This window comes from Campylobacter sp. BCW_6463, assembly GCF_001762785.1.
Classification (GTDB): domain Bacteria; phylum Campylobacterota; class Campylobacteria; order Campylobacterales; family Campylobacteraceae; genus Campylobacter_D; species Campylobacter_D jejuni.
The window spans coordinates 112,696-134,972 of the sequence record NZ_MJXL01000077.1; the positions used below are offsets into that span (position 1 = coordinate 112,696).

The 22,277-nt window shown below is 30.9% G+C and carries 20 protein-coding genes and 1 tRNA gene; 3 read left to right on the plus strand and 18 right to left on the minus strand.

The annotated features are described in order from the left end of the window. Nucleotides 1-8: 8 nt before the first annotated feature. From AJ884_RS08845 to AJ884_RS08915, 15 genes are all read right to left on the minus strand, one after another. Nucleotides 9-1,724, minus strand: a complete 1,716-nt coding sequence (locus tag AJ884_RS08845; protein WP_002871028.1) for a nickel-dependent hydrogenase large subunit — start codon at nt 1,722-1,724, stop codon at nt 9-11. Between the two features lie 2 nt (nt 1,725-1,726). Continuing rightward, entirely contained in the window at nt 1,727-2,866 is a 1,140-nt protein-coding gene (locus tag AJ884_RS08850) for a hydrogenase small subunit (RefSeq protein WP_002861961.1), read from the minus strand. Nucleotides 2,867-2,985: 119 nt separating this feature from the next. Further along, on the minus strand, nt 2,986-4,827 hold the full coding sequence (gene mnmC / locus AJ884_RS08855) for a bifunctional tRNA (5-methylaminomethyl-2-thiouridine)(34)-methyltransferase MnmD/FAD-dependent 5-carboxymethylaminomethyl-2-thiouridine(34) oxidoreductase MnmC (protein WP_070242768.1): 1,842 nt from the start codon (nt 4,825-4,827) through the stop codon (nt 2,986-2,988). Next, entirely contained in the window at nt 4,824-6,803 is a 1,980-nt protein-coding gene (locus AJ884_RS08860) for an N-acetylmuramoyl-L-alanine amidase (protein WP_002871031.1), read from the minus strand. Before AJ884_RS08860 ends, mnmC begins: the two co-directional genes overlap by 4 nt. Then, the gene (locus AJ884_RS08865) at nt 6,803-7,894 is read right to left on the minus strand and encodes a nitronate monooxygenase (RefSeq protein ID WP_002861964.1); all 1,092 of its coding nucleotides are present in this window, start codon (nt 7,892-7,894) and stop codon (nt 6,803-6,805) included. The genes AJ884_RS08860 and AJ884_RS08865 overlap by 1 nt, the downstream gene beginning before the upstream one ends. Continuing rightward, nucleotides 7,891-9,096, minus strand: coding sequence for a tyrosine--tRNA ligase (gene tyrS, locus AJ884_RS08870; protein WP_070242767.1), 1,206 nt, complete (start codon nt 9,094-9,096; stop codon nt 7,891-7,893). Before tyrS ends, AJ884_RS08865 begins: the two co-directional genes overlap by 4 nt. An 11-nt stretch (nt 9,097-9,107) precedes the next feature. After that, complete coding sequence (locus tag AJ884_RS08875) at nt 9,108-11,303, minus strand: RelA/SpoT family protein (protein ID WP_052949229.1); 2,196 nt, start codon at nt 11,301-11,303, stop codon at nt 9,108-9,110. Next, nucleotides 11,287-11,511: a DNA-directed RNA polymerase subunit omega gene (locus AJ884_RS08880; RefSeq protein ID WP_002853464.1), complete on the minus strand. Its 225-nt coding sequence runs from the start codon at nt 11,509-11,511 to the stop codon at nt 11,287-11,289. The genes AJ884_RS08875 and AJ884_RS08880 overlap by 17 nt, the downstream gene beginning before the upstream one ends. A gap of 10 nt (nt 11,512-11,521) precedes the next feature. Then, a complete protein-coding gene (pyrH, locus tag AJ884_RS08885) occupies nt 11,522-12,241 on the minus strand; it encodes a UMP kinase (protein WP_070242766.1) in 720 nt (239 codons plus the stop codon). 51 nt (nt 12,242-12,292) lie between these two features. After that, nucleotides 12,293-13,486: a murein hydrolase activator EnvC family protein gene (locus AJ884_RS08890; RefSeq protein ID WP_070242765.1), complete on the minus strand. Its 1,194-nt coding sequence runs from the start codon at nt 13,484-13,486 to the stop codon at nt 12,293-12,295. Beyond that, the gene (locus tag AJ884_RS08895) at nt 13,483-14,289 is read right to left on the minus strand and encodes an ABC transporter permease (protein WP_002860478.1); all 807 of its coding nucleotides are present in this window, start codon (nt 14,287-14,289) and stop codon (nt 13,483-13,485) included. The genes AJ884_RS08890 and AJ884_RS08895 overlap by 4 nt, the downstream gene beginning before the upstream one ends. Further along, the gene (locus AJ884_RS08900; RefSeq protein WP_002856386.1) at nt 14,276-14,941 is read right to left on the minus strand and encodes a cell division ATP-binding protein FtsE; all 666 of its coding nucleotides are present in this window, start codon (nt 14,939-14,941) and stop codon (nt 14,276-14,278) included. The genes AJ884_RS08895 and AJ884_RS08900 overlap by 14 nt, the downstream gene beginning before the upstream one ends. A gap of 69 nt (nt 14,942-15,010) precedes the next feature. Next, nucleotides 15,011-16,189 (minus strand): tRNA (guanosine(46)-N7)-methyltransferase TrmB, encoded by a 1,179-nt coding sequence (gene trmB / locus AJ884_RS08905; RefSeq protein ID WP_070242764.1) that lies wholly within the window; start codon nt 16,187-16,189, stop codon nt 15,011-15,013. Then, entirely contained in the window at nt 16,189-17,424 is a 1,236-nt protein-coding gene (locus AJ884_RS08910) for a fibronectin type III domain-containing protein (RefSeq protein WP_074470159.1), read from the minus strand. The genes trmB and AJ884_RS08910 overlap by 1 nt, the downstream gene beginning before the upstream one ends. After that, on the minus strand, nt 17,369-18,337 hold the full coding sequence (locus AJ884_RS08915) for an RluA family pseudouridine synthase (RefSeq protein WP_070275058.1): 969 nt from the start codon (nt 18,335-18,337) through the stop codon (nt 17,369-17,371). Before AJ884_RS08915 ends, AJ884_RS08910 begins: the two co-directional genes overlap by 56 nt. A 77-nt stretch (nt 18,338-18,414) precedes the next feature. Between AJ884_RS08915 and AJ884_RS08920 the strand changes: the two genes are divergently transcribed. The 3 genes from AJ884_RS08920 to AJ884_RS08930 all read left to right on the plus strand — a co-directional run bounded on the left by AJ884_RS08920 (nt 18,415) and on the right by AJ884_RS08930 (nt 21,018). Beyond that, on the plus strand, nt 18,415-19,515 hold the full coding sequence (locus tag AJ884_RS08920; RefSeq protein WP_044780131.1) for an FtsW/RodA/SpoVE family cell cycle protein: 1,101 nt from the start codon (nt 18,415-18,417) through the stop codon (nt 19,513-19,515). Between the two features lie 53 nt (nt 19,516-19,568). Further along, nucleotides 19,569-19,645 (plus strand) — tRNA-Ile (locus AJ884_RS08925). 197 nt (nt 19,646-19,842) lie between these two features. Continuing rightward, nucleotides 19,843-21,018 carry a tyrosine-type recombinase/integrase gene (locus tag AJ884_RS08930; protein ID WP_070210339.1) on the plus strand — a complete coding sequence of 392 codons (1,176 nt, stop codon included), beginning with the start codon at nt 19,843-19,845 and terminating at the stop codon, nt 21,016-21,018. Here the strand turns inward: AJ884_RS08930 and AJ884_RS08935 are convergent. The 3 genes from AJ884_RS08935 to AJ884_RS08945 form a co-directional block, all read right to left on the minus strand. After that, entirely contained in the window at nt 21,015-21,221 is a 207-nt protein-coding gene (locus AJ884_RS08935) for a helix-turn-helix transcriptional regulator (RefSeq protein WP_044780132.1), read from the minus strand. The genes AJ884_RS08930 and AJ884_RS08935 overlap by 4 nt on opposite strands. Nucleotide 21,222: 1 nt before the next feature. Continuing rightward, a complete protein-coding gene (locus AJ884_RS08940) occupies nt 21,223-21,576 on the minus strand; it encodes a hypothetical protein (protein ID WP_002787307.1) in 354 nt (117 codons plus the stop codon). Nucleotides 21,577-21,593: 17 nt separating this feature from the next. Next, on the minus strand, nt 21,594-22,277 hold a 684-nt coding region (locus tag AJ884_RS08945), incomplete at its 5' end, for a DNA-methyltransferase (protein ID WP_070286504.1).

Genomic DNA, 22,277 nt, shown 5'->3' on the forward strand with positions numbered 1-22,277 from the left:
AAGCCTCCTTATAAATTGACATTCACTTTATATTCGCTTAGATTATTGCCCTTAGTATCCATTACATGCACCGCACAAGCAATACAAGGATCATAAGAGTGAATTTTTCTAATGATTTCAAGCGGTTGTTTTACATCAGCGATTTTAAGTCCTATCAAACATTGCTCATAACTTCCACCTACGCCATTTGCGTCTTTTGGACTTGCATTCCAAGTAGAAGGCACCACAGCTTGCCAGTTTTCAATGACGCCATTTTTAATTCTACACCAATGACTTAATGTTCCGCGTGGCACATGCCCCATATAGCGTCCTTTGTATTCTTTAGAATTATCGATCACATAAGGCGCACAAGTACTCTGATCTACTTTTAAATTTTCAACTAAATTATTAAACGCTTTTAAAGTATTGTTTGCAACGATTTTTGCTTCAATACAACGCGCAGCTGTTCTTCCAAGTGTGCTAAATACAGCATTTAAAGGAAGTCCTGTTTCTTTTAAGAACTCATCAACCACAGGAACAACATTTTGATTACCTTTGGCATAATTTACAACGATATTTGCTAAAGGTCCTACTTGCATAGGGTTTCCTTCATAGCGTGGAGCTTTAATCCAACTATATTTACCCTTAGTATCAAACACTTTAGAATGAACATTATTTCCATGATGATCTACGCTTTCCCCATCTACAAGTCCTGTATAATTTGGATTTGTTTTGCCATCATAAGGATGTAAAGGTTCATTGTCTGCATACCAAGAATGAGTTGCCTCTTCAGTAATCTTATCTTCTTCTACTTCATAAACCTTGCTTAAATCTCCATTTTTGATAATACCACTTTCAAAAAGCCATTCATCTCTTCCGAGTTGGAATTCTTTAAAGGTGTAAAGATTATTTACCCCTATATCATTTAAAACGCTTGCTTCATGTGCATAAGCTTTTCCTGCCATCACAAGATCAGGATAATACGCACGATTAACAAAGTCTTGTACTTCTTGGAATTTAACCATATATTCACCCATTCTTGCAGGATCAAGTAAATCCATAACGCAAGTTACACCACCAACAGTTAAGCTTTGTGGATGTGGATTTTTAGCTCCAAAAATCGCCATACATTGAGCAATGATTCTTTGGATTCTTAAGCATTCTAAATAGTGAGAAAGAACGATTAAATTTTGTTCAGGACTTAAACGATAAGTTGGGTGACCATAGTACGCATTAGCAAAAGGTCCTAAATTTCCTTTATCTACAAAAGTTTTAAGTCTTTGTTGCACTTCAAGAAGTTTATCCGCACCTGTTGCATAAGGATTTGGAGTGTATTTAAAAGCTTCATCGCTTGCTTTTTTAACATCAGCACTTAAAGCACTTACCACATCAGCCCAATCAAGCCCATGAAGTTGATAAAAATGCACGATATGATCGTGTAAAAATAAAGCTGCATTCATTAAAGTTCTTGTTAAAAGCGCATTTAAAGGTGGAGTAATACCTAAAGCATTTTCAACAGCAACTATACCTGCTTTATAATGTGAAAAAGTACAAACTCCACAAATTCTTTGTGTCATAAAACCCGCATCTCTTGGATCACGCCCTTTTACTATGGTTTCAATACCACGCCACAAAGTAGAGCCCGCATAAGCTTCTTTTACCACATTGTTATCATCAACAACAACTTCAACTCTTAAATGCCCTTCAATTCTTGTAATAGGATCTACAATTATTTTTTGACTCATTTTTATTCCTTATCTTTTTGCATGGAAGATATAACTGCGTGCGCTGCTATAGCAACACCTGTGAGCGTAAGCACGCCTATGCCGATTTTATCTGAAACACTATCCGCGCCCAAACCAAAAACAGTATCAAATTTACGACTAGCCATAGGCTCCTCAAAAGGTCCCATAGTATCCCAAAAATCAGGCTCGGAACAACCTATACAACCATGCCCTGCTTGGATAGGCCAAGAAGTGTGCTGGTTAAATCTCTCTCTTGAACAGTTATTGAAAGTATAAGGCCCTTTACAGCCTACTTTATAAAGACAAAAACCTTGTTTTGCTCCTTCATCTCCAAAGGCATGCACAAATTCACCCGCATCAAAATGTCCGCGTCTTTCACAAAGATCATGAATTCTTAAGCCATAAGCCCATTTTGGCCTATTATATACATCAAGTGCTGGTAACTCACCAAATAATAAATAATGAAGCACATTACCCACTATATTTTTTTCACTTGGAGGACAGCCTGGAACATTGATCACAGTTTTGCTTGTTACTTTACTTAAAGGCTGCGCATTACTAGGATTTGGTCTTGCTGCTTGGATTCCTCCAAAGCTAGAACAGGTTCCTATAGCAAAAATAGCCAAAGCATTTTCACTTGCCATTTTTGAAAGCTCATAGCCTGTTTTTCCATGTGCACCTATGGTTAAAAAATGCTCTGTATCACCCATAGGGATGCCACCTTCAACCATTAAAATGTATTTATTTTTATGTTTTTGAATGGCACTTTCTAAATTTTCTTCAGCTTGCCAACCTGCTGCAGCCATCACTGTTTCGTGATATTCTAAAGAAATATAATCAAAAATCAAACTATCAATCGTTGGAGTATCACTTCTTAACAAACTCTCACTACAGCCTGTACACTCAGCCATATGAAGCCACACAACAGGAAGTCTATCAGCAAGCTCAGCAGCTTTTGCTACCATAGGAGTAAAACTCGCTGGTAAAGCCAAAAATGCCGTCATAGCACCTGCCCATTTCATAAAATCCCTTCTAGAAAAACCTGACTTTTCTAATGCTTTTGCAATGCTATCATTGTCTTTTAAAGAAGGAAGCTTTTCAAGAGCCGATAAACGCGACTCTATTTGATGATAATCAATCATTATATTTCCTTTATAATATGAAATTTATTCTCTATAATAATAAAATAAAGGAAGTTAAAATAAAATTAAAAACTTACTCTCATAAGCAAATATTAGTATCAATCTTAATTAAAGTTTAATCATAAGCCTTTTTTGAGTTTGCGAATCAAAAATCTTGCAGGGTGAATAGCGTGGATGTATTTTTTTTCTAAACACAAGGGTTCATTATTTATCAATGCACACAAATACCTTGCCGCTAAAACACTTGTGCTAAAACCCCTTGATCCATGAGCAAAATTAAAATACAAATTACAAGACATTTTAGCTGGTTTTTGCTCCTTGTTTTTTGTCCATAATAAAGCTTTATATTCTTCTTTATAAAACACTTCATCATAAGCATTTCCAACTATCATAAAGCGATCACTCGAATAAGATCTAAAACCTACCTTAGAACCTATGATTTCTAATTTTATATTTTTATCTATAAATTCGGCTATATTTTCTATATTTTGTTTATCATCTTCTTCTTTTGATTCTAAACTTGTATCAAGCCTATCATAACTTGCTCCAATCACTTGCAAATCATCTTTTATAGGACAAATATAAGCCTTAGAAGATAAAGGAAATGGAGAGTCTAAAAAAGGTTTTAGGTGTGTAACTTGACCTCTTACTTTACTTAATTTCATCTCATCATAAAAAACAAAATCTTTTGTATCTGCACCCATAGCATAAATCAAAACCGCATAATCACTTTTAACAATATTATTTTTAAATTTTAAAACAAAACACTCATTTTCAAATTTATAAGCTTGAAATTCATGATTAAAATATATACAAGCTTTACTTTTTTCAAAAAGATTTTTAACCAAATTTTTTGGAAAAATCACTCCACCATCTTCTAAAAAAGCTTGATTTTTTGAAATTTTAAACAAAACATTTTCTCTTTGTGTATCAAATCTTTCTTGCATCAAATCATTATGTGCAAACTCGACTACACCCTTAAATTCTAAATCTAAAATTTGTCTATAAAAACGACTTGCCTCTATAAGAGAAAGCTCTGAAAACTCCCCTAAATTTACCTTAGGCTTTAAGATTAAAGAGCTTAAAATTCCACTTTCATTTCCGCTTGCACCCTTGCCTAATTCTAAATGTTTTTCAAAAACATCTATTTCAAAACCCCTTAAACTAAACTCATAAGCTAAAACAGCACTTGATATACCTGCACCAATAATAGCTACTTTTTTATTTTTTAAAGATGAAAATGTTCTTGAAAAATACGCTTCTTTATCTTTAAACTCAAGCTCATTTTCCAAATAAGCTTTAATCATTTCTCTTTTTCTAAAACCTTTGGTTTTTTCTACTCTAAAGCCATATTTTTTTAAATTTTTTTGTAAAAAACTTGCCGAAGAAAAGGTGCAAATTTGTGTATTTTTTTTAGAAAGTCTTGCCACTTCAAAAATTAAATTTTCATCAAACATTTGCGAGTTTTTATTTGGAGAAAATCCATCTAAATACCAAACATCAGCTTTAAAATCTAATTCTTTTAAAATAGCAATATCTTCAAAAACAAGATCTAAAAAACAATCTTCAAAATAAAAACGATAAATTCCTTCTTTAGCTTTAGGATAAAATTTTAAAAATTGCTCTAAAAACTCTTTAAACTCTTCATAAAATCCTAGTTTTTGATAAATTTCTCTTAATTGTTCTTTTTCGATATAAAAAGCTTCTATACTGATATAAAAAAGTTTTTTGGGACGCTTAGAAGGAGTGGTTTCTAAAAAGCGTTTCAAAGTAAGAAAAAAATTTAAACCTATACCAAAACCACTCTCTGCGATAATAAAATTTTCTTGATTTTTCCATTCAAAAGAATGAGTGTAAACAAATTTGCTTTCATTTAAGCCATCTTTGGAATTAAAATAAAAATCATCAAAATCCAAAGAAAAAGGAGTATTATCCTTAAAAATTAGCTTAGCTTTTTTCATCGGTTGTTATAAAAATAACTCTCAACTCCATCAGCAATACCCTTAACCAATAAATCTTGAAAAGCTTTATTGGCGATTCTTTTACCTTCATTTGGATGTGTGATATAGCCAATTTCAATCAAAATTGCAGGCATTTGCGCACCCACTAAAACCCAAAAAGGTGCTTCTCTTACACCGCCATCTACAATTTTATACTTTTTGCGTGTTTGAGTGAGTATATTTTTTTGTACATCAATGGCTAGTTTATTTGAAGCAACGATTTTTTCACGATTTAAGAAATTTAAAATACTTTGTTTTGAGAAATAATTAATCTCTTCAAAATCTCCTTGATTTTCTTTTTCTGCTGCTTTTTTACTTCTTTCGCTTCTTGCAGGACTTAAAAAGAAAGTTTCCACGCCTTCGCTACTTTTGGCCTTGGCAGCATTGGGTGCTGCATTAGCATGTATAGAAATAAACAAATCCGCTCTTTTATCATTAGCATATTTAGTTCTATCGCGAAGATTGATAAATTTATCCGAACTTCTAGTGTAAAGCACTTTATAACCGCGTTTTTTAAGTTCATTTCCAAGTTTTAAAGCCGCGCTTAAAACTATATCTTTTTCTTTTAAACTTCCTTTTTTATCACTTAGAGCACCGCTATCTTTTCCACCATGCCCCGCATCGATAACTATAAGTTTTCCTGATTTATATCTCGTACTTAAGGTTTTATTAAAGCTTTGAGTTGCTTTTTTATCTACACTTTGACTTGAAGTTTGCGCATGAAAACCTAAAGTGAGATTTTTATTATCCAACTTTTTTAAAAGTTTAAATTCTTTAGGAGCACTCAAAACCACACGAACAATTTTTGGATTATATTGCGTAACGACAATTGTATTTTGTCCAAAGGTAAAGCTTTTTCTATTACCTTCTAACACACCTTTAAAACTTACAACATATCGGAATTTTTGATCTTTGGTTTCAAATATTGCTATTTCTTTTTCATCCAAATCATCGCTCAAATTTAACACCACAGCGTTAGAAATTTTATCCACATCTAAAACATATAAAGGTCCTTGATCTTCTTTTTCGTTATTGGTTTTTTTATCTTGTTTTTTTATTTCTAAAACTTTGGTTTTAATTTCTGTTTTTTGATCCTGCTTTTTCTCTGAAATTTTACTAACTTGCTCAGTCTTTTTTTGGCTAGTAATTTCTTTTGAAAAAATTATTTTTTCTTCTTTAAAAGATATATCAATAGGAATTTTTTCTTTAGCATAAACCACTATGCGTATGGTTTTGGGATTAAATTGTGAAATCACTAAACGATAGTCATCAAATTTAAACTCTTTTTTACCTCCTTCTAAAACCCCATCAAAATCACTAATAAAACGATAGTTTCCTTTTTCATCTAAAGCAAAACTTTTTAATTGATTCTTATCTAAATTTGCATTTAGTTCAAGCTCTACACCTTGGCTTGTTTTACTTGACCTTAAAACGTAAATTTTATCATCACTTTTTGTTTTAGAAACGATACTACTCTTTGGCTCTTGTGAAGTTTTAGAATCTATTTTTTCTATATTTTTTATTTGTTCATTAGGTGATTTTTTTTCACTTTTTTGAACTGTTTTTACAGGTTTAAAAGTTGACTTTTCAGTATCTTGAGAAATATTTTGAACCTTAATATCTTTAATAACAGCCTTTCTTAAAGCATTGATACTTGCTTCACTTATACCACTTTCTTTTAACTCATTAGCATATGACTTGTCGTCTAAATTTAAAGTATTTGAACTGATGATCAATCTTTTTAAGATTTCAATTTTAGTTTTTTCATCTTCATTGATAACACTTTGTATATAAAGGCTTTTTAGCTGATGATGAAATTTTACTTGCACTTCGCTTTTAGAACTGATAAAATTTTTATCGAAATTTGCAAGTTCATTTTCATAAGCTCCAAAAAGAGTTGTGAAAACAAATACTAAAAATACAAAAATTTTAGCCATTATTCACCATTAACCAATTTTTCCATAAGTTCTTTAACGCTGATAAGTTTATCTAAACGATATCCATTTGCACCTGTAAAGAAAAGCCCCGTTTCTTTTTTACCTGACCACGCATCAAAAAGCCTATCTGCTATACAATACCCTACTTTAGTCGCCTCTTTTCCGCGTCCACAAGGTGCTACACAATTGCTTATACAATTGATCTTTGGACCCATTCTTTTATCTACCAAATTTAAAAGATTGGTTCTAACTCCACGAGCAGGATAGCCCACAGGAGATTTAATAAGCTCTATATCTTCTTCTTTGGAAGCTAACAAAACACTTTTAAACTCTTCACTTGCATCACATTCAAAAGTTCCTATGAAACGCGTTCCCATTTGAACACCACTAGCTCCTAAAGAAATAGCGTTTTCTATATCTTTTTTATCCCAAATTCCACCTGCGGCAATCACAGGAAAAGATCCCCAATTTTTAGCCTCTTCTACCACAGGAGCGATTAATTTTTCTAGCTGATAATTTGGATCTAAGCACTGCTCATAAGTAAAACCTTGATGACCTCCACTTTTTGGCCCTTCTAAAACCACTGCATCAGGTAGGCGGTTGTAACGGCTTTGCCATCTTTTGCAAATAATTTTTAAAGCCTTTGCAGATGAAATAATAGGCACTAAAGCCACATCAGGAAAATCTACAGTAAATTCAGGCAAATTTGTAGGAAGCCCAGCGCCTGAAACAATCACATTAAAACCAACCTCACAAGCATCGCGTGCTATTCTTGCATAATCATTACTTGCACATAAGATATTACACCCCAAAGGTGCATCGCCACAAACTTTTCTTGCATTATTAATTAAAGCTTGCAAACCCTTGCGTGAGTAAAAATTTTCACTTCCATAAGGCTTAGCGTTTAATTCTTTACTCGCATACTTTCTTTCTTCATAATATCCTGTTCCCACAGAAGAAATGATCCCAAGTCCACCATTTAAAGAAACTGCAGAAGCTAATCTATCCCAGCTTATGCCTAGTCCCATTCCCCCTTGAAAAATGGGATATTTTATAGTATGTTTTCCTATTTGTAAGGGTTGTAAATTCATTCTTTTACCTTTAATTTTGCAAATTTTCTTTTACCTATTTGTAAGATGTATTCTCCTTGTTCTAAATGCATTTGCTCGTCGCTAACTTTTTGAGAATTTACACTTACTGCATTAGCGATGATGCTTCTTCTTGCTGCAGAAGTAGAACTTTCCAAACCACATTCAACCAAAGCCTTAGCAAGCCAAATTTTTCCTTGTATTTCAAACTCAGCCATATCACTTGGTAAAGCATTTTGAGAATGAATCCTATCAAATTCAGACTTAGCATTATTAGCCTCTTCTTTGGAGTGAAAACGCTCCGTAATCTCTAAAGCTAAATTTTCTTTAGCTTTTTTAGGATGTAAATTGCCTTGTTCTATATCTTTTTTTATTTGCGCGATTTCTTCTAGGCTTTTTTGACTTAAAAGTTCATAATATCTAAACATCAATTCATCGCTAATACTTAAAATTTTAGCATACATATCATTAGCTTTTTCTGTAACACCAATGTAATTATTTAAACTCTTACTCATTTTGTTTACACCATCTAAACCTTCGAGTAAAGGCATCATAATCACAGCTTGTTCTTTTCCTATGTTATAAACCCTTTGAAGCTGTCTTCCCATTAAAAGATTAAATTTTTGATCCGTTCCGCCCATTTCAATATCGCTTTTTAAAGCCACGCTATCATATCCTTGAAGTAAAGGATACAAAAACTCGCAAATCGAAATAGGGCTTTGCTCTTTAAATCTCTTGGTAAAATCGTCACGCTCAAGCATTCTAGCTACACTAAAAGTTGAAGTAAGCTCTACTATACCCGCAGCTCCAAGTTCATTAAGCCAAGTAGAATTAAACTTAATCTGTGTTTTTTCTTTATCCAAAACCTTAAAAACCTGCGTTTCATAAGTTTTAGCATTGATTAAAACTTGCTCTTTATCCAGCTTTTTACGCGTTGCACTTTTTCCACTTGGATCGCCAATTTGTCCCGTAAAATCTCCAATCAAAAACTGCACAATAGCTCCATGTTTTTGCAAAAAAGCCATTTTTGTTAAAACCACACTATGGCCTAAATGTAAATCAGGCGCTGTAGGATCAAACCCTGCCTTTATAAAGAAATTTTCACCCTTTTCATAATAATTTTTAATTAAATTTTCTATTCTTTCTTCATCAATAAGCTCTGCACAGCCACGCTTAACTTCTGCTAATATTTTTTTTATATCCATAATAAACCTTTTTAACCTTCTTTATAAGCATCATTTAAAGATGTAAAATCTAAAATTTTACAACGAGATTTTAACCTATCCTTGACACTATCTGGATTGATATTATCAGGAATTTCCATTGTAATCTCAAAATAATCTACCGCCGAATTTAAATCACTTGATAAATTAATTGTTAATAGATTTATCTGCATTTTAGCTAAAAATGCCAAAAATTCCGCTAAAACACCTTTTTTATTTTCCAAAGAAAAAATCAATTTATAAGATTTAGGGATGTTAGAATCCCATTTTATAAATACCATATCTTGATTATTATCTATCATTTTATCAGCTCTATCGCAAAGCTTATGATGGACAATAGCGTTACCACCTTTAACAAAAGCTAAAACAGCATCACCTCTTTTTGGATGGCAGCAAAAATCAAAATCCACATTAGCAATTTTATGGTTACAATATAGAGTAAAATTTCCTATTTTTTGTTCTTTAATCTCATATTTATCAAACCAATATGACTTCTTGGCGTATTTTTTAAGACCATTAACTATATCTTTCAAATAAGCACTATCTGTTGCTACTTGTCTAATACGTCTGGCTAAATTTTCTTTTTCTATCCAAGTTTCAATTCTGTTTTTATCAACTCCAAAAATAAAACTTAACATATTAATAGAACTTGCTAGATTAATCTCTCTGATTTTTTGCTTACAAAATTCCCTTATACTTGCTTTTGCTTTTCCTGTTTTAACACTATCTATCCAAGAACAGCGATAAAATTTATCATTGCTAGTAACCACTCGCACAATATCGCCATTTTTAAGCTCAGTTAACAAAGGCACTTTAATACGATTTACATAAGCGCTTTTTGCATGAAGCCCTACTTTGGTATGCACTTCATAAGCAAAATCAAGAACCGTTGCACCACGAGGCAAAGTGAAAATTTCTCCCTTAGGAGAATAAACTGCAACATCTTCAACATAAAGACTATCTTTAGCATATTCATAAAGTTCAATAGCATTATAATCTTCTGCATTTTCAAGATTGTTTATACTTTGCATTGAAATATCTGTAAGCCAATCAAGACGAGGTGCAACCACGCTGCCATCTTCTTTATATTTCCAATGCGCTGCTATACCAAATTCCGCAATTTTATGCATATCAAAAGTTCGAATTTGTGCTTCTATAATACTTTTAGTATCAAAAAGTGTGGTATGTATGGTTTGATAACCATTTTGTTTAGGCAAGGCTATATAATCCTTAAAACGCGAAACCAAGGGATTAAAATGCGTATGTAAAATTCCCAAAGCCAAGTAACAATCACTTACTTTTTCAACCAAAATTCTTACCCCAAGTAAATCAAGAACTTCTTCAATACCAATGCCTTTTCTTTGCATTTTAAGATAAATAGAATAACTATGCTTAATGCGTTTTTGAATTTCAAAACTACCTTGTCTAAAGCCATTGCTCAAAAATAAAAGTTCGATTTTGGAAATAAATTCATTTAAACCTAATTGCATTTCTTGATTATTGGAATTGATATAATTGTCAATAAGCTTATACTCATCTGGCATAAGATATTTAAAACTAAGATCTTCCAAATAATTTTTTATGCTTGAAATACCAAGTCTATGAGCTATTGGGGCATATACAACTAAAGTTTCTTCGCTGATTCTTTTTTGCTTATCTTCTCTTAGAATATCAAGAGTAAGCATATTATGCAACCTATCGCATAACTTCACAATCAAAACCCCAACATCTTCAATGCTTGCTAAAAGCATATTTCTGAAAGTCAAGGCTGATTTAGTTAAACTTTTTTTAGATTTTGATGAAATGAGATTATCTTCTCTAATTTCTATAATTTTAGTAAGCCCTAAAACAAGTTTTAAAACCTCAGAACCAAACTGCTCTCTAAGTTCTTCTTCGGTGCAGTTTGTATCTTCGATCACATCATGCAATAAAGCAGCTAAAATATTGCTTTTATTTTCACTTAAAAATCCAACCAGTGTTGCTACTAAAATAGGATGTACCGCATAAGGCTCTCCACTTTTTCTAAACTGCCCTTCATGGCAAAATATACAGTAATCTACTGCTTTTTCAAGAATGGCATCATGGCCACAAATTTCGAAAAGTAAAACCTTAGCAGCTTCTAAATCTTTACAATTTTTTACATTATCGATTAATTGTTCAAGTAATAATTCTTCATCGATTGGTTTCAACTAAACCCTCTAAAGTGATTTTATTTTCTGCAATTTCATATAAAGCTATATCTGCAAGTTTATTTTTATTTTTATCAAAATCCACTAAAGGAGTCGCACCATTTGCTAATTGCTCTGCTCTTTTTGCCACCACTAAAGAAAGACGATATCTATCATTGCCCATTTTTTCCAAAGCTTTTGCCGCTACTTCTTCTATTCTTTTATCCATAATTTTCTCCTTAATTATTTTTAACGATTGAACAAAGGCTAGTATCACCTTGTATAATTTTAAGCAAATTACCCTCTTCAAACATATTACAAACCACTATAGGAAGTTTGTTGTCTTTAGCTAAAGCTATCGCTGTATCATCCATCACTTTAATATTATCTTGCATAGCCTCATCATAACTTAAAGTATTTAAAAATACTGCATCATCAAATTTTTTTGGATCTTTATTATAAACTCCATTAACTTTTGTAGCTTTTATTACCATATCTGCATCAATTTCTACAGCTCTTAAAATAGCTGTTGTATCTGTAGTAAAATAAGGATTTCCAGTGCCTGCAGCAAAAACCACAACACGACCCTTTTCTAAGTGTCTTTGTGCTCTTCTCATAATATAAGTTTCACAAAATGCTTCCATCTGAATAGCACTTTGAACCCTCACTTCAAGCCCAGAGCTTTCCAAGGCTTCTTGAATGGCAATAGCATTGATAACCGTAGCAAGCATTCCCATATGATCGCCACTTGTCCTTTTAATCAATCCGCCCTTAGCAGCACTTACTCCACGAATAATATTGCCACCACCTATAACTATGCCTACTTCTATTTGATTTTTTACAAGTTCTTTAATCTCTGAAGCTATGAATTTTAAAATAGAATTTTCTATGCCAAAGCCATTTTCACCTGCTAAAGCCTCTCCTGAAAATTTTACTAAAACTCTTTTTCTCTCTTGCATTATTTCTCCTTATTTAACTTGAAATTATATTTTAAATTCCATTAAATTTAGCTAATTTAAGCTAATGAGTTCCAAAGGATTGATATGAAAATTTTTTTGAGTTACTTCAAAAGTAAGATCATTTTTTATTCTACCCACTACGGCACCTTTTTTAATATTCTTACCAACTTTAATATTAGGAGCAATCTTATCTAAATGTGCGTATATTGTATGTATGCCATTATCATGTTCAACAATAACAACTCGAGCTAACATACTAGTATCTTTGGCAAAAACTATTTTTCCATCTAGCACATTTTTAACAACTGCATCGCTTTTATTGCTTCTTAAAACTACATTCTCGTTAAAAATTTTAAGATTGTAAACAGGATCAACATAATTTCCAAATTTTTGCTTCACAGTAAAAGAATCCAATGGAGCTATGGTTTTTTTTCCTGTGTAACGCTTGACTGAACCTCCTTGATAGCTTGAACCTAATTGCCTTATTTGTTGATTATTTTTTACTATTTTAGTATCATTTTTGCTTGAATTTACATTTTCTTTATCATTAATAATTTTTAATTGATTTAATGTTTTTCTAAGCTCTTCTTGCTGAGCTTGTAAGTCATCAAGTTTTTTTGCATATATGGTTCGATCTGTTTTTTGTTTGTTGATTTCGCTAATTTGTTTTTGTTTTAAACTTTGAAGTTTAGCTAATTGAGCGTTGTAATCCTTAAGACTATCATTGATTTTCTTAATCTGAGCTTGTTTATCATCAATAAGCCTATTTACTCCCTCATAATCTTTAGAAATTTTTAAAATTTCTTCATTTAAAACTTTGTTTAAACTTCCTAAAATTTCAAAAGCCATAAAACTTTCTTCACTTTCAATATAGCCTTGAGGGATAGGTAAATCATAAGCAAAATCTTTAGCCATTAAAGATATAAGCTTACTTTCCATATTTGATTTACTTTTAAGCAAATCTTCATTTTGGCTTGTAAGGGTGTTTAACTCTTGATTTTGAGCCTTAGCGCTTGCTTCAAGCTTAGAAGTTTGTGAATTTAAGCTTTCAATTTGAAAACTTAGATCTTTCAAACTTTTTTCACCATTTAAAATATCGCTAGCCAAATCTTCAAGTTTTTTATTTAACTGTTCTTGTATGCGTTTATTTTCTTCTAAACTTTTTGTTTTTTCATTTATAGCGTTTGCTAAACTTATATCAACAAACAAAAAAAAACAAAAAAAGATAAGAATATTTTTTCTCATCTTTTAACCTTAAACATAACCGTATTTACACACAACAAGCAAATAAACAAAGTAGCTAAAAAAATTAAAGTCAAATGTAAAATAAAATTAATAGGTGGAAAAATAATATCTACAGCCTTTAAACTTTCTTGGATAATAGAAAGATCAAAAATTTGCGTAAAAAAGGCAAGTAAAATAACAAAAGCAATAAAACAATCAACCACAACCACCTTATAAAGCATAAAAGATCTAAACCAAAACGGAGCTCCAAATAAACACATAATTTCAATACGATCGGTATGTTCATAAAGCCAAATTCTCATCTGTTTTAAAAACAAAACAAAGGCAAGCAAAATAATGATAAATAAAAACAACCAAAAAACAAATTTCATCAAAATAAGCAAAGAGTATATCTTATCATGGGTTTTAGAAAAAGTTTCAACCTTACTAACACCTACAATATTTAAAAGTTGATTTTTAATCGAATTTAGTTCATTTTGATCGGGCAAAGAATTTAATTTTAAAGTATAAAATTTCGGCAGAGAATCTTTTAAAACTTTCAAATTCTTTTCAGAAACATCATTTTTCAAACGATCGATTAAACCCTTAGGATCTAAAGATTCAAGTCCAGCAAAAAATGGTACTTTTGTTTTTACTACATTCTGATCAAGTTCAGTTTTGCTGACAACTATAATATTATAATCTTTATTAACAAGTTCTTCATAATGCTTTAAAGTTGCATTTGTAACCAAAATAAATTCAAAAGCAAACATCATAAAAAGTAAAGGTAAAATTAAAGATAAATGTGTTTTAAAAAATTTCATTCATTTTTCCATTTTCTATATTAAAACGACGATAATCCACTCTTAAATTACTAGGAATTCTATGTGTTACCACTATAACACAAGTTCCTAAAAGCTCTCTAGCAGATTTTAAAAGAGTCCATATAATATCAGAAGAATACTCGTCCAAATTTCCCGTTGGCTCATCACAAAGCAAAAGCTTTGGATTATGAGCTAAAGCCCTAGCCATAGCGACGCGTTGTTGCTCACCACCGCTAAGTTGATTAGGCAATTTATCTGCTTTAAAAGTTAAATTTACATGCTTTAAAAGCTTAGCAGCTTGATCATGACATACTTTTTTGCTATAACCTTTAATCATTAAAGGCAACATAACATTTTTTTCAACACTATATTCTTGTACAAGTTTATAATCTTGAAAAATAATCCCTATTCTTTGACGTAATTTTAAAAGTTCTAAATTTCCAATTTTATTCATCAAAGATCCACATACTTCAAGTTTACCAGAAATAGGTTCTAAATCTCCATAAAAAGACTTTAAAAGCGTACTCTTACCACTCCCACTTTTACCCGTAATAAAAACAAAATCATCATCCTTAAAAGCAAAACTCGCTTCTTTAATAACTAGTTCATCATAACCTAAAGTAAGTTTATTTGCTTGGATTAAATTAGGCATCCTTTTTCCTTAATTTCCCTTTTTAAATTTTTAAATTATGCTTTATTTTTGCTTAATTTTCAAGAAAAATTATATTTTAAACTGAACTTTTAAAATTTCTTTTAATTCATTTATCGCTTTAATATTTTCTTGAATTTTAAATGGCTCTTTAAAAGCAAAATCAATCGTTTTATCAAGATGCAAATAACAATGTTCAAGCTTATTAAAAGCTCCAAAAGCAACCTTTAAAAGCAAATTCTCATCTTGTTTATAGATGCTTTCAAAATGCAAGAAAAAATCATCTTTTTTTATAGTAATATTTTTAAAGTTCTGCTCTATTTTTTTCAAATCCTCTTTAGAAAATTCAACCGATGAGAGATTAAATTCATTTAACTCATAGTTTTTACACTCTTGGTTAAAATTCCACACCCAAAGATCATATATATTTTTTTCTTGCTTTTTCCATCTATCTTCATATTTGCTTGAAATTTCTAAATTTTCATTTTTTCTAAGACTAAATTTTGGCGCAGGAAAAGTCAAAAATTGCTCTAAAGTAAAATTAAAATACTCAAAGCTATCTGTTCTAAGCTCAAAACGACCATTTTGAACTAAAACCCTAGCACATTCTTTGCAAAAATCCTTCCCAATAACTCGCCTATGAGGCTTTTTGTCCCAAGGAACAGGAAAATGTAAAAAAATCTTTTCAACTGATTTTGATTTTAATACACTCAATAACAATCTCGCATCACTTTGGATTAGCAAAATATTATTTACATTTTGCGCCTTAGCAAGTTTAGCTACTTGAGTTAAAGCTGGATTGTAAATTTCCACCCCTAAAATTAAAACATTCGGATTTTCTTTTGCTTGATAAAGCAAATGTCTTCCTGATCCAAAGCCTATTTCTATATAAATTTTACCTTGAAGTCTAGATAAAAGTTCATCAAAGTTATCAACGATAAATGGTGTTTTTTCAATTAAAGCATTGTTTTTAAGTCCAAAAGCTTCATTGATAATATCCTCACAAAAACCTTCTTTAAAGATTTTTAAAGCCTTTTGTAGATAACCTATTTTAGAAGGTTTTGTATGTTTATCGCCTTTAATCACAAAACCATTTTGTGCTTTTTTAATCTGCAGAAAAAAACTCTCTTCTTGAACCTTTGTATAAATAAGACTAACATTATCATTCTTAGCAAGCCAAAGAAATTCAACATCATCCTTGCTATAAGGCAGATTCATTTCTTTGATCTTTTTGCTTCTAAAATTTGGCACTACTGAGCCGCCTTAACTTTGCTTGAAGGTTCTGAACGAAGCCCAGCCGAATCAATAGCAATAACTTCATAACTATATTCCACCCCTGGTAAAGCTTTTACATCTTTTAATCGCTTTTCTTTAATGCCTTTAAAAACTGCATTTTGCTCTCCACCATAGCGTCTTACTTCATATTCAACAGCTCTAGTATCATTATCACTCCATTCTAAATTTATCCCTTCGCTTGTGCTTTGAGCCAAAATAATACTAGGAGCCAAAGGATTATCTAAAGTTCTACCCTCTACACCATCTTTTGGCATAGGACTTTCAAGACCATCTTTATCCACTATTGTTACTTTATAATACTTGCTTTTACCTGCTCCTTCTACTATATCCTCATAAGAATTTTTATCAGTCTTTGCCAAAACACTAAAAGGAAGGAAGCTTGAGCTCGTAGAATAAACTTTATAATAAGAAAAATCTTCATATGTAGGAGCATCCCAAGTTAAAATGATTTTATTAGAACCATCTGTGCTAGCACTTAAATGCTCAACTTGAGGGGGTAAAGCCTTGCTTGTAGAACTTACAACTTGACTTGGCTCACTCTTTATCCCATTAAAACTCACAGCAATAATTCTATAACTTGAATTTTCATTAGGTTTTAAATCACTATCGATGTATTCAGCGTTTAAGCGATTTTTTACTTCTGCAATTTTTTTAAATTCTTTATCATCACCTTTAGTTCTTTCAATAATATAAGAATCAACCCTAAAATCAGGATGCGGACGCCAAATAAGTTTAATACGATTAGGCAAATTGGTCACAGCTTGAATAAAAGGAACAGCTTCAAGTCTTGGAGCTGTGCTCACTTCTATAACCTTGCCATCTTCTGAAATTTGTCCTTGCTCATTAAAGCTTTTCATCATATAACGATACTTAGTACCAGGCTCTAATTTAGTATCTACATAATGAGTTTGAAACTTATCTTTAATAGTGCCTACAAGTTTAAAATCAGGATTTTCATCACTAGAACGATACAAATAAAATCCTTTGATATTTTCATTATATAAAGGCTCCCATTCAAAAGCAATATTACTCATATCACTAAGACTTTTTAAACTTTCAACCTTTGGCAAGCTTTCATTTACGGCAGGCTCTTTACTTGAAGCTAGCGAATTCATTTGCGAAACACTACAAGCGCTAAGCAAAAGAGTTAAAAAACTCAAGTAAAAACTCAAGCGAAATCTTTTCATCATTCTCTCCTAAATTAATTTGTTCAAACATAATGTTTTTAAAATCTTCCATCAAAGGTGCTTTAACAAAAATTTGCTCTTTAGTTTTTGGATGGATAAAATACAAAAAATAGGCATGCAACATTATCCTACAATCATACTTACCCTTATAACCATACAAACTATCGCCCAAAATATGGCGATTTAAACTAGCCAAATGCGCTCTAATTTGATGAGTTCTTCCTGTAAAAAGCTTAGCAGCCATCAGAGTTAAATTTTCAGTTTTTACTACATTTATGAAAGCTGATTTTGCATTTTTACTGAATTTATTTTCCTTATCTATGGCTATTTTTTTAATAGCATTAGAAGGCGAACGCATTAAAAATTTTTCTACTATAATTTTATCTTCTTTTAGTGGCAAATCAATTAACGCAAGGTAAATTCTTCCCATGCTTTTATCTGCAAGCTGTTCGCTTAATTTTTGATGGGTGAAGTTATTTTTCGCTATTAGTATAGCTCCGCTTGTATCTTTATCTAATCTATGAACAAGACCAGCTCTTATCTCTCCTCCTAAATTTGATAAAGTATATTTTTTTTCTATTAACCAATCCACCAAAGTGGCATTTTTAACGCTACTTGCTCCATGAACGACTAAATTTGAAGGTTTATTTAAAACAAGCAAGTCTTCATCTTCGTATAACACATCAATATCAAAATCCACTTCAAACTGAGGTTTTATCTCATTGCAAAGCTTTAAACTTGCAATAGAAATAATATCACCATTTTTAAGCTTAAATGAATTTTTATCTTGAATTTTATCATTAACCTGTACGCAATCTTTTTCTATAAGTAAAGCAACTTGATTGCGACTTTGGTTTAATTTTTTAGCCAAAAACACATCAAGCCTTGAATTTTCATCTACTAAAAAAGTTTGCATTTTTTCCTTGGAGGTTTTGATAAATTTAAAATTTTAGTTTATAATTATAGCTTTATATTACCAACTGAAGGCAAATTTTGTTTAGATTAGATAGAAGAATTTTAACTCATTTTGACTATATGCAACCCATTTTATTTTTACCCATAATTCTTATTTCATTTTTCTTGATCTTTGAAGCTAATCCTTTTTTAGCAGAAAAACAGTTTGTTTATGCCTGTGTGGGATTGTTTGCTTTTATGGTTTTTTTCTTCTTTCCTATAAGGAAATTTATTTGGATTATTCCTGTTGCTTATTGGATTAATATTTTTTTATTGCTAAGCGTAGATATTTTTGGGGTTGAAAAATTAGGTGCTAAAAGATGGCTTGAAATTCCTTTTACTCACTTTACTATACAACCTTCTGAAATTTTTAAACCTAGTTTTATTTTAATGCTTGCCTATCTTATTTATCAAAATCCTCCTCCAAAAAATGGATACAAACTTAAACAATTCATCAAACTTAGCTTTTACATCATCTTGCCTTTTTTGCTAATTGCAAAAGAACCTGATTTAGGAAGTGCTATGGTTTTACTACTTGTTGGTTTTGGAGTGCTTTTTATCATGGGAGTTCATTATAAAATTTGGTTAAGTATTGTTATAGCTATAAGTGTTAGCTCTCCTATTATTTATACACATCTTTTAAAACCCTACCAAAAGCAAAGAATTCATGATTTTATTTCAGAAAAACCAAGTTATCAAGTAGCCCAATCAATGATAGCTATTGGAAATGGTGGTTTAACTGGAAAATCTCAAGATGAAGCTACGCAAACTCATTTTAAATTTTTACCTATTTCAACTAGTGATTTTATTTTCGCTTATATGATAGAAAGATTTGGATTTATTGGGGGATTGACATTAATTATATTTTATATTTTACTTATTTTTCATCTACTTAGTTTAAATTATAAACTTAAAGATGATTATTTTACTAGAGTTGCTATTAATTGTGTTGCATTATTTATTTTTATTTATGCGGCAGTAAATATCTCAATGACTATAGGTTTTGCACCAGTAGTTGGGATCCCTTTGCCTTTTTTTAGTTATGGTGGAAGTTCTTTTACTATTTTTATGATTTTTTTTGGAATTTTACAGCATTTAATCACTTTTAGATATTTTTGGATGGATATAAAGGCTAAATAAAATATTTTTAAGCATTAATAAGATATAATTTTATCTTTTAATTCAACTTAGGCGGATTTATAGCTCAGTTGGTTAGAGCAACCGGCTCATAACCGGTTGGTCGCAGGTTCGAGTCCTGCTAAATCCACCATTACTCTTTTTTATCAAATCCCTATTTTGCTTTAATATCTTAATCAAATGCCTATAATAAAATGTCTTAAAGCTTATTGTATATTGTTGTTTTTTGTGTTAAAATGTTGCGTAAAAAGTGGGTCACTTTTATAAAAATGGGTTACAAAATGGGCTACTTTTTACACCAAAATAGACACTAAAAAAGAGAGAAAATTAATGGCAAAAATTAACAAACTTACCGATAGTTTTTTAAAAAGCATTAAATGCGAAAGTGATAAAAAATTTATAAAATTTGCTGATCCGAGTTTAAAAGGCTTATATGTTTTTATTTATCCTAGTGGTAAAAAATTATTTAAAATAAGACAAGCAAATGATACTTATATAAAAATAGGAGAGTATCCTTTACTTTCCTTAGCAGAGCTTAGAGAAATCGCTTTAAATGCTTTTAAGCTAAAAGCAAAAGGACAAAACATAAAAAACGCTAAAAGACTTAAATTTGGCGATATATATGATGAAGTTTTAGAAAAATGTAAGGCTGATGGATTAAGCCTAAAAGAAATACAAAGAGGATTAAAATACAAAAATGGCGTTTTTAAGAATTTCAAAGATGTAGATATAGAAAGCATCAAGCGTTCACATGTCATCGAAACACTTAAAACCATAGAGCATCAAATCCCTACACTTATAAAAGCTAAAGGCTGGATTAACAAAATCTTTAAATATGCTTTGCAACTTGAAATCGTAGAAAATAACCCTGTGACAAGTATTGACAATTCCATAGTTTTTAAAAAAGCTTCAAAAGTAATTCATCAGCCAACTTTACTAGAAAACGATAAAATTAAAGAATATATATTAGCCTTAAAAAATTCAGATCTTAAAAAAACACATAAAAATCTAATGCTTTTTAATCTTTTGACTGCACAACGCCCCGGTAATGTTATAAAAGCAACTTGGGATGAAATTGATTTAAAAAATGCTATATGGACTATTAAAGCTGAAAAAATGAAAATGAGAAAAGAACATATTATCACTTTAAATTCTCAAGTGCTTAAAATTTTAAAAGAACAAAAGAAAATGAAAGTCAATGATTATATATTTGCTGGAAGTTCAAAAAATGGGTGTAATAGCGAGAATATTACCTGTAATATCAATAAACGACTAGGATATAAAGGCATTCAAAGTGCACATGGCTTTCGTGCTATGTTTAGAAGTTTAGCCAACGAACATCAATTAGATCATGGTGTGAGTATGGATATAGCCGAGCAGTGTTTAGCACACGAGCAAAAAAACGCCATTTTAAAAGCTTATAATCGTAGTGAAAATATAGAATTAAAAAGAAAGTTAATGCAGTGGTGGGGAGATTATATCGAAAAACTTGCAGGGGATTTTTAAATCACCTTGCAAGTTTGCAACCATTTATCAATTTCGGCTTTTTCATATTTAAAAGTAGGACCTATTTTAATCCCTTTAGGAAAATTAAATTTATTTTGATTTACTCGCATTCGCATAAATCTTATACGATATTGCGAAATACCCAAATACTCCGCTACTTCTTTTGTTGATAATAATTTTTCTATCTTACCAAATTTTGCCATTTCATACTCCTTTCTCTAAATCAAAGCCTAATTTTGCAATAATTGCTTTTTGCTCTTCATAGCTTAAAAAATTGCTGATTAAAATCAAAACATCACCAAAACAAAAGCGATTATAGCTCGTGCTTTGTTCTAGCACTTTAATTTCTAATGTATCACTTAAACTCTCAAGCGAAGCTGTTATTTTCCAATTTTTATTAATAGCTTTTAACATCTCATCGTTTGCATTTTGATTAAAAGCATTGTCGTTTCTTAAAAGCAACATTTCTTTTATCGTTTGCTTTAACATTTCTTGCGTATTTTCTAGCTCTTTTTCTAATGCTATTTTAGCTTTTATGTATTCTTTGAATTCTTTCATTTTTTATCCTTTCTAACTTAAGCAAATAGACTTCTTTCTATATGTTTAAACATAATTTCATTAGCACTTTTAAAAAAGTCTTTTTTAATCTCAAAGCCATAAGCTTTGCGGTTTAAATTTGTCGCTGCTAAAAGAGTGCTACCACTTCCAGCACATGGATCTATAACAACATCACCTGCATCTGTAAAAATAGTGATTAATCTTTCTAGTAATTTAACAGGCTTTTGTGTGGGATGTACTTTAGGAATACCTTCATCTTTTTGCCAATCCATGCAGTTATAAATCATCTTTCCATCATTGTTAAATTTTGGAAGTTTTTCACGATATAAGATTAAAGCATATTCACAATTTCCAACTATTTTCATATTTGCTTTTAAAACTTGAGATGATCCTTGTTTTCTAAAAACCAAATTTATATAATGATTAAAGCCATATTTTTTAGCTACTTCAATTAACATTGTTTGTTGTTCAAAAGAGCAAAAAACAATCATGCAAGGACTTTTACCGCATTCTTTAGGTTCTTTTATAAGCATTTTAGAGCAAAAGTGCATAAATTCGCTAACTCTAAAATCATTATCTGTATCAAAAAACGCCTTGTTTGCTTTTTTGCTTTCTCCATTTTTATTATCCCCATTTATATACCATTCAGGAGATGAAGCATAAGCATTGTTGCCTAAATTATAAGGAATATCAGCTATTAC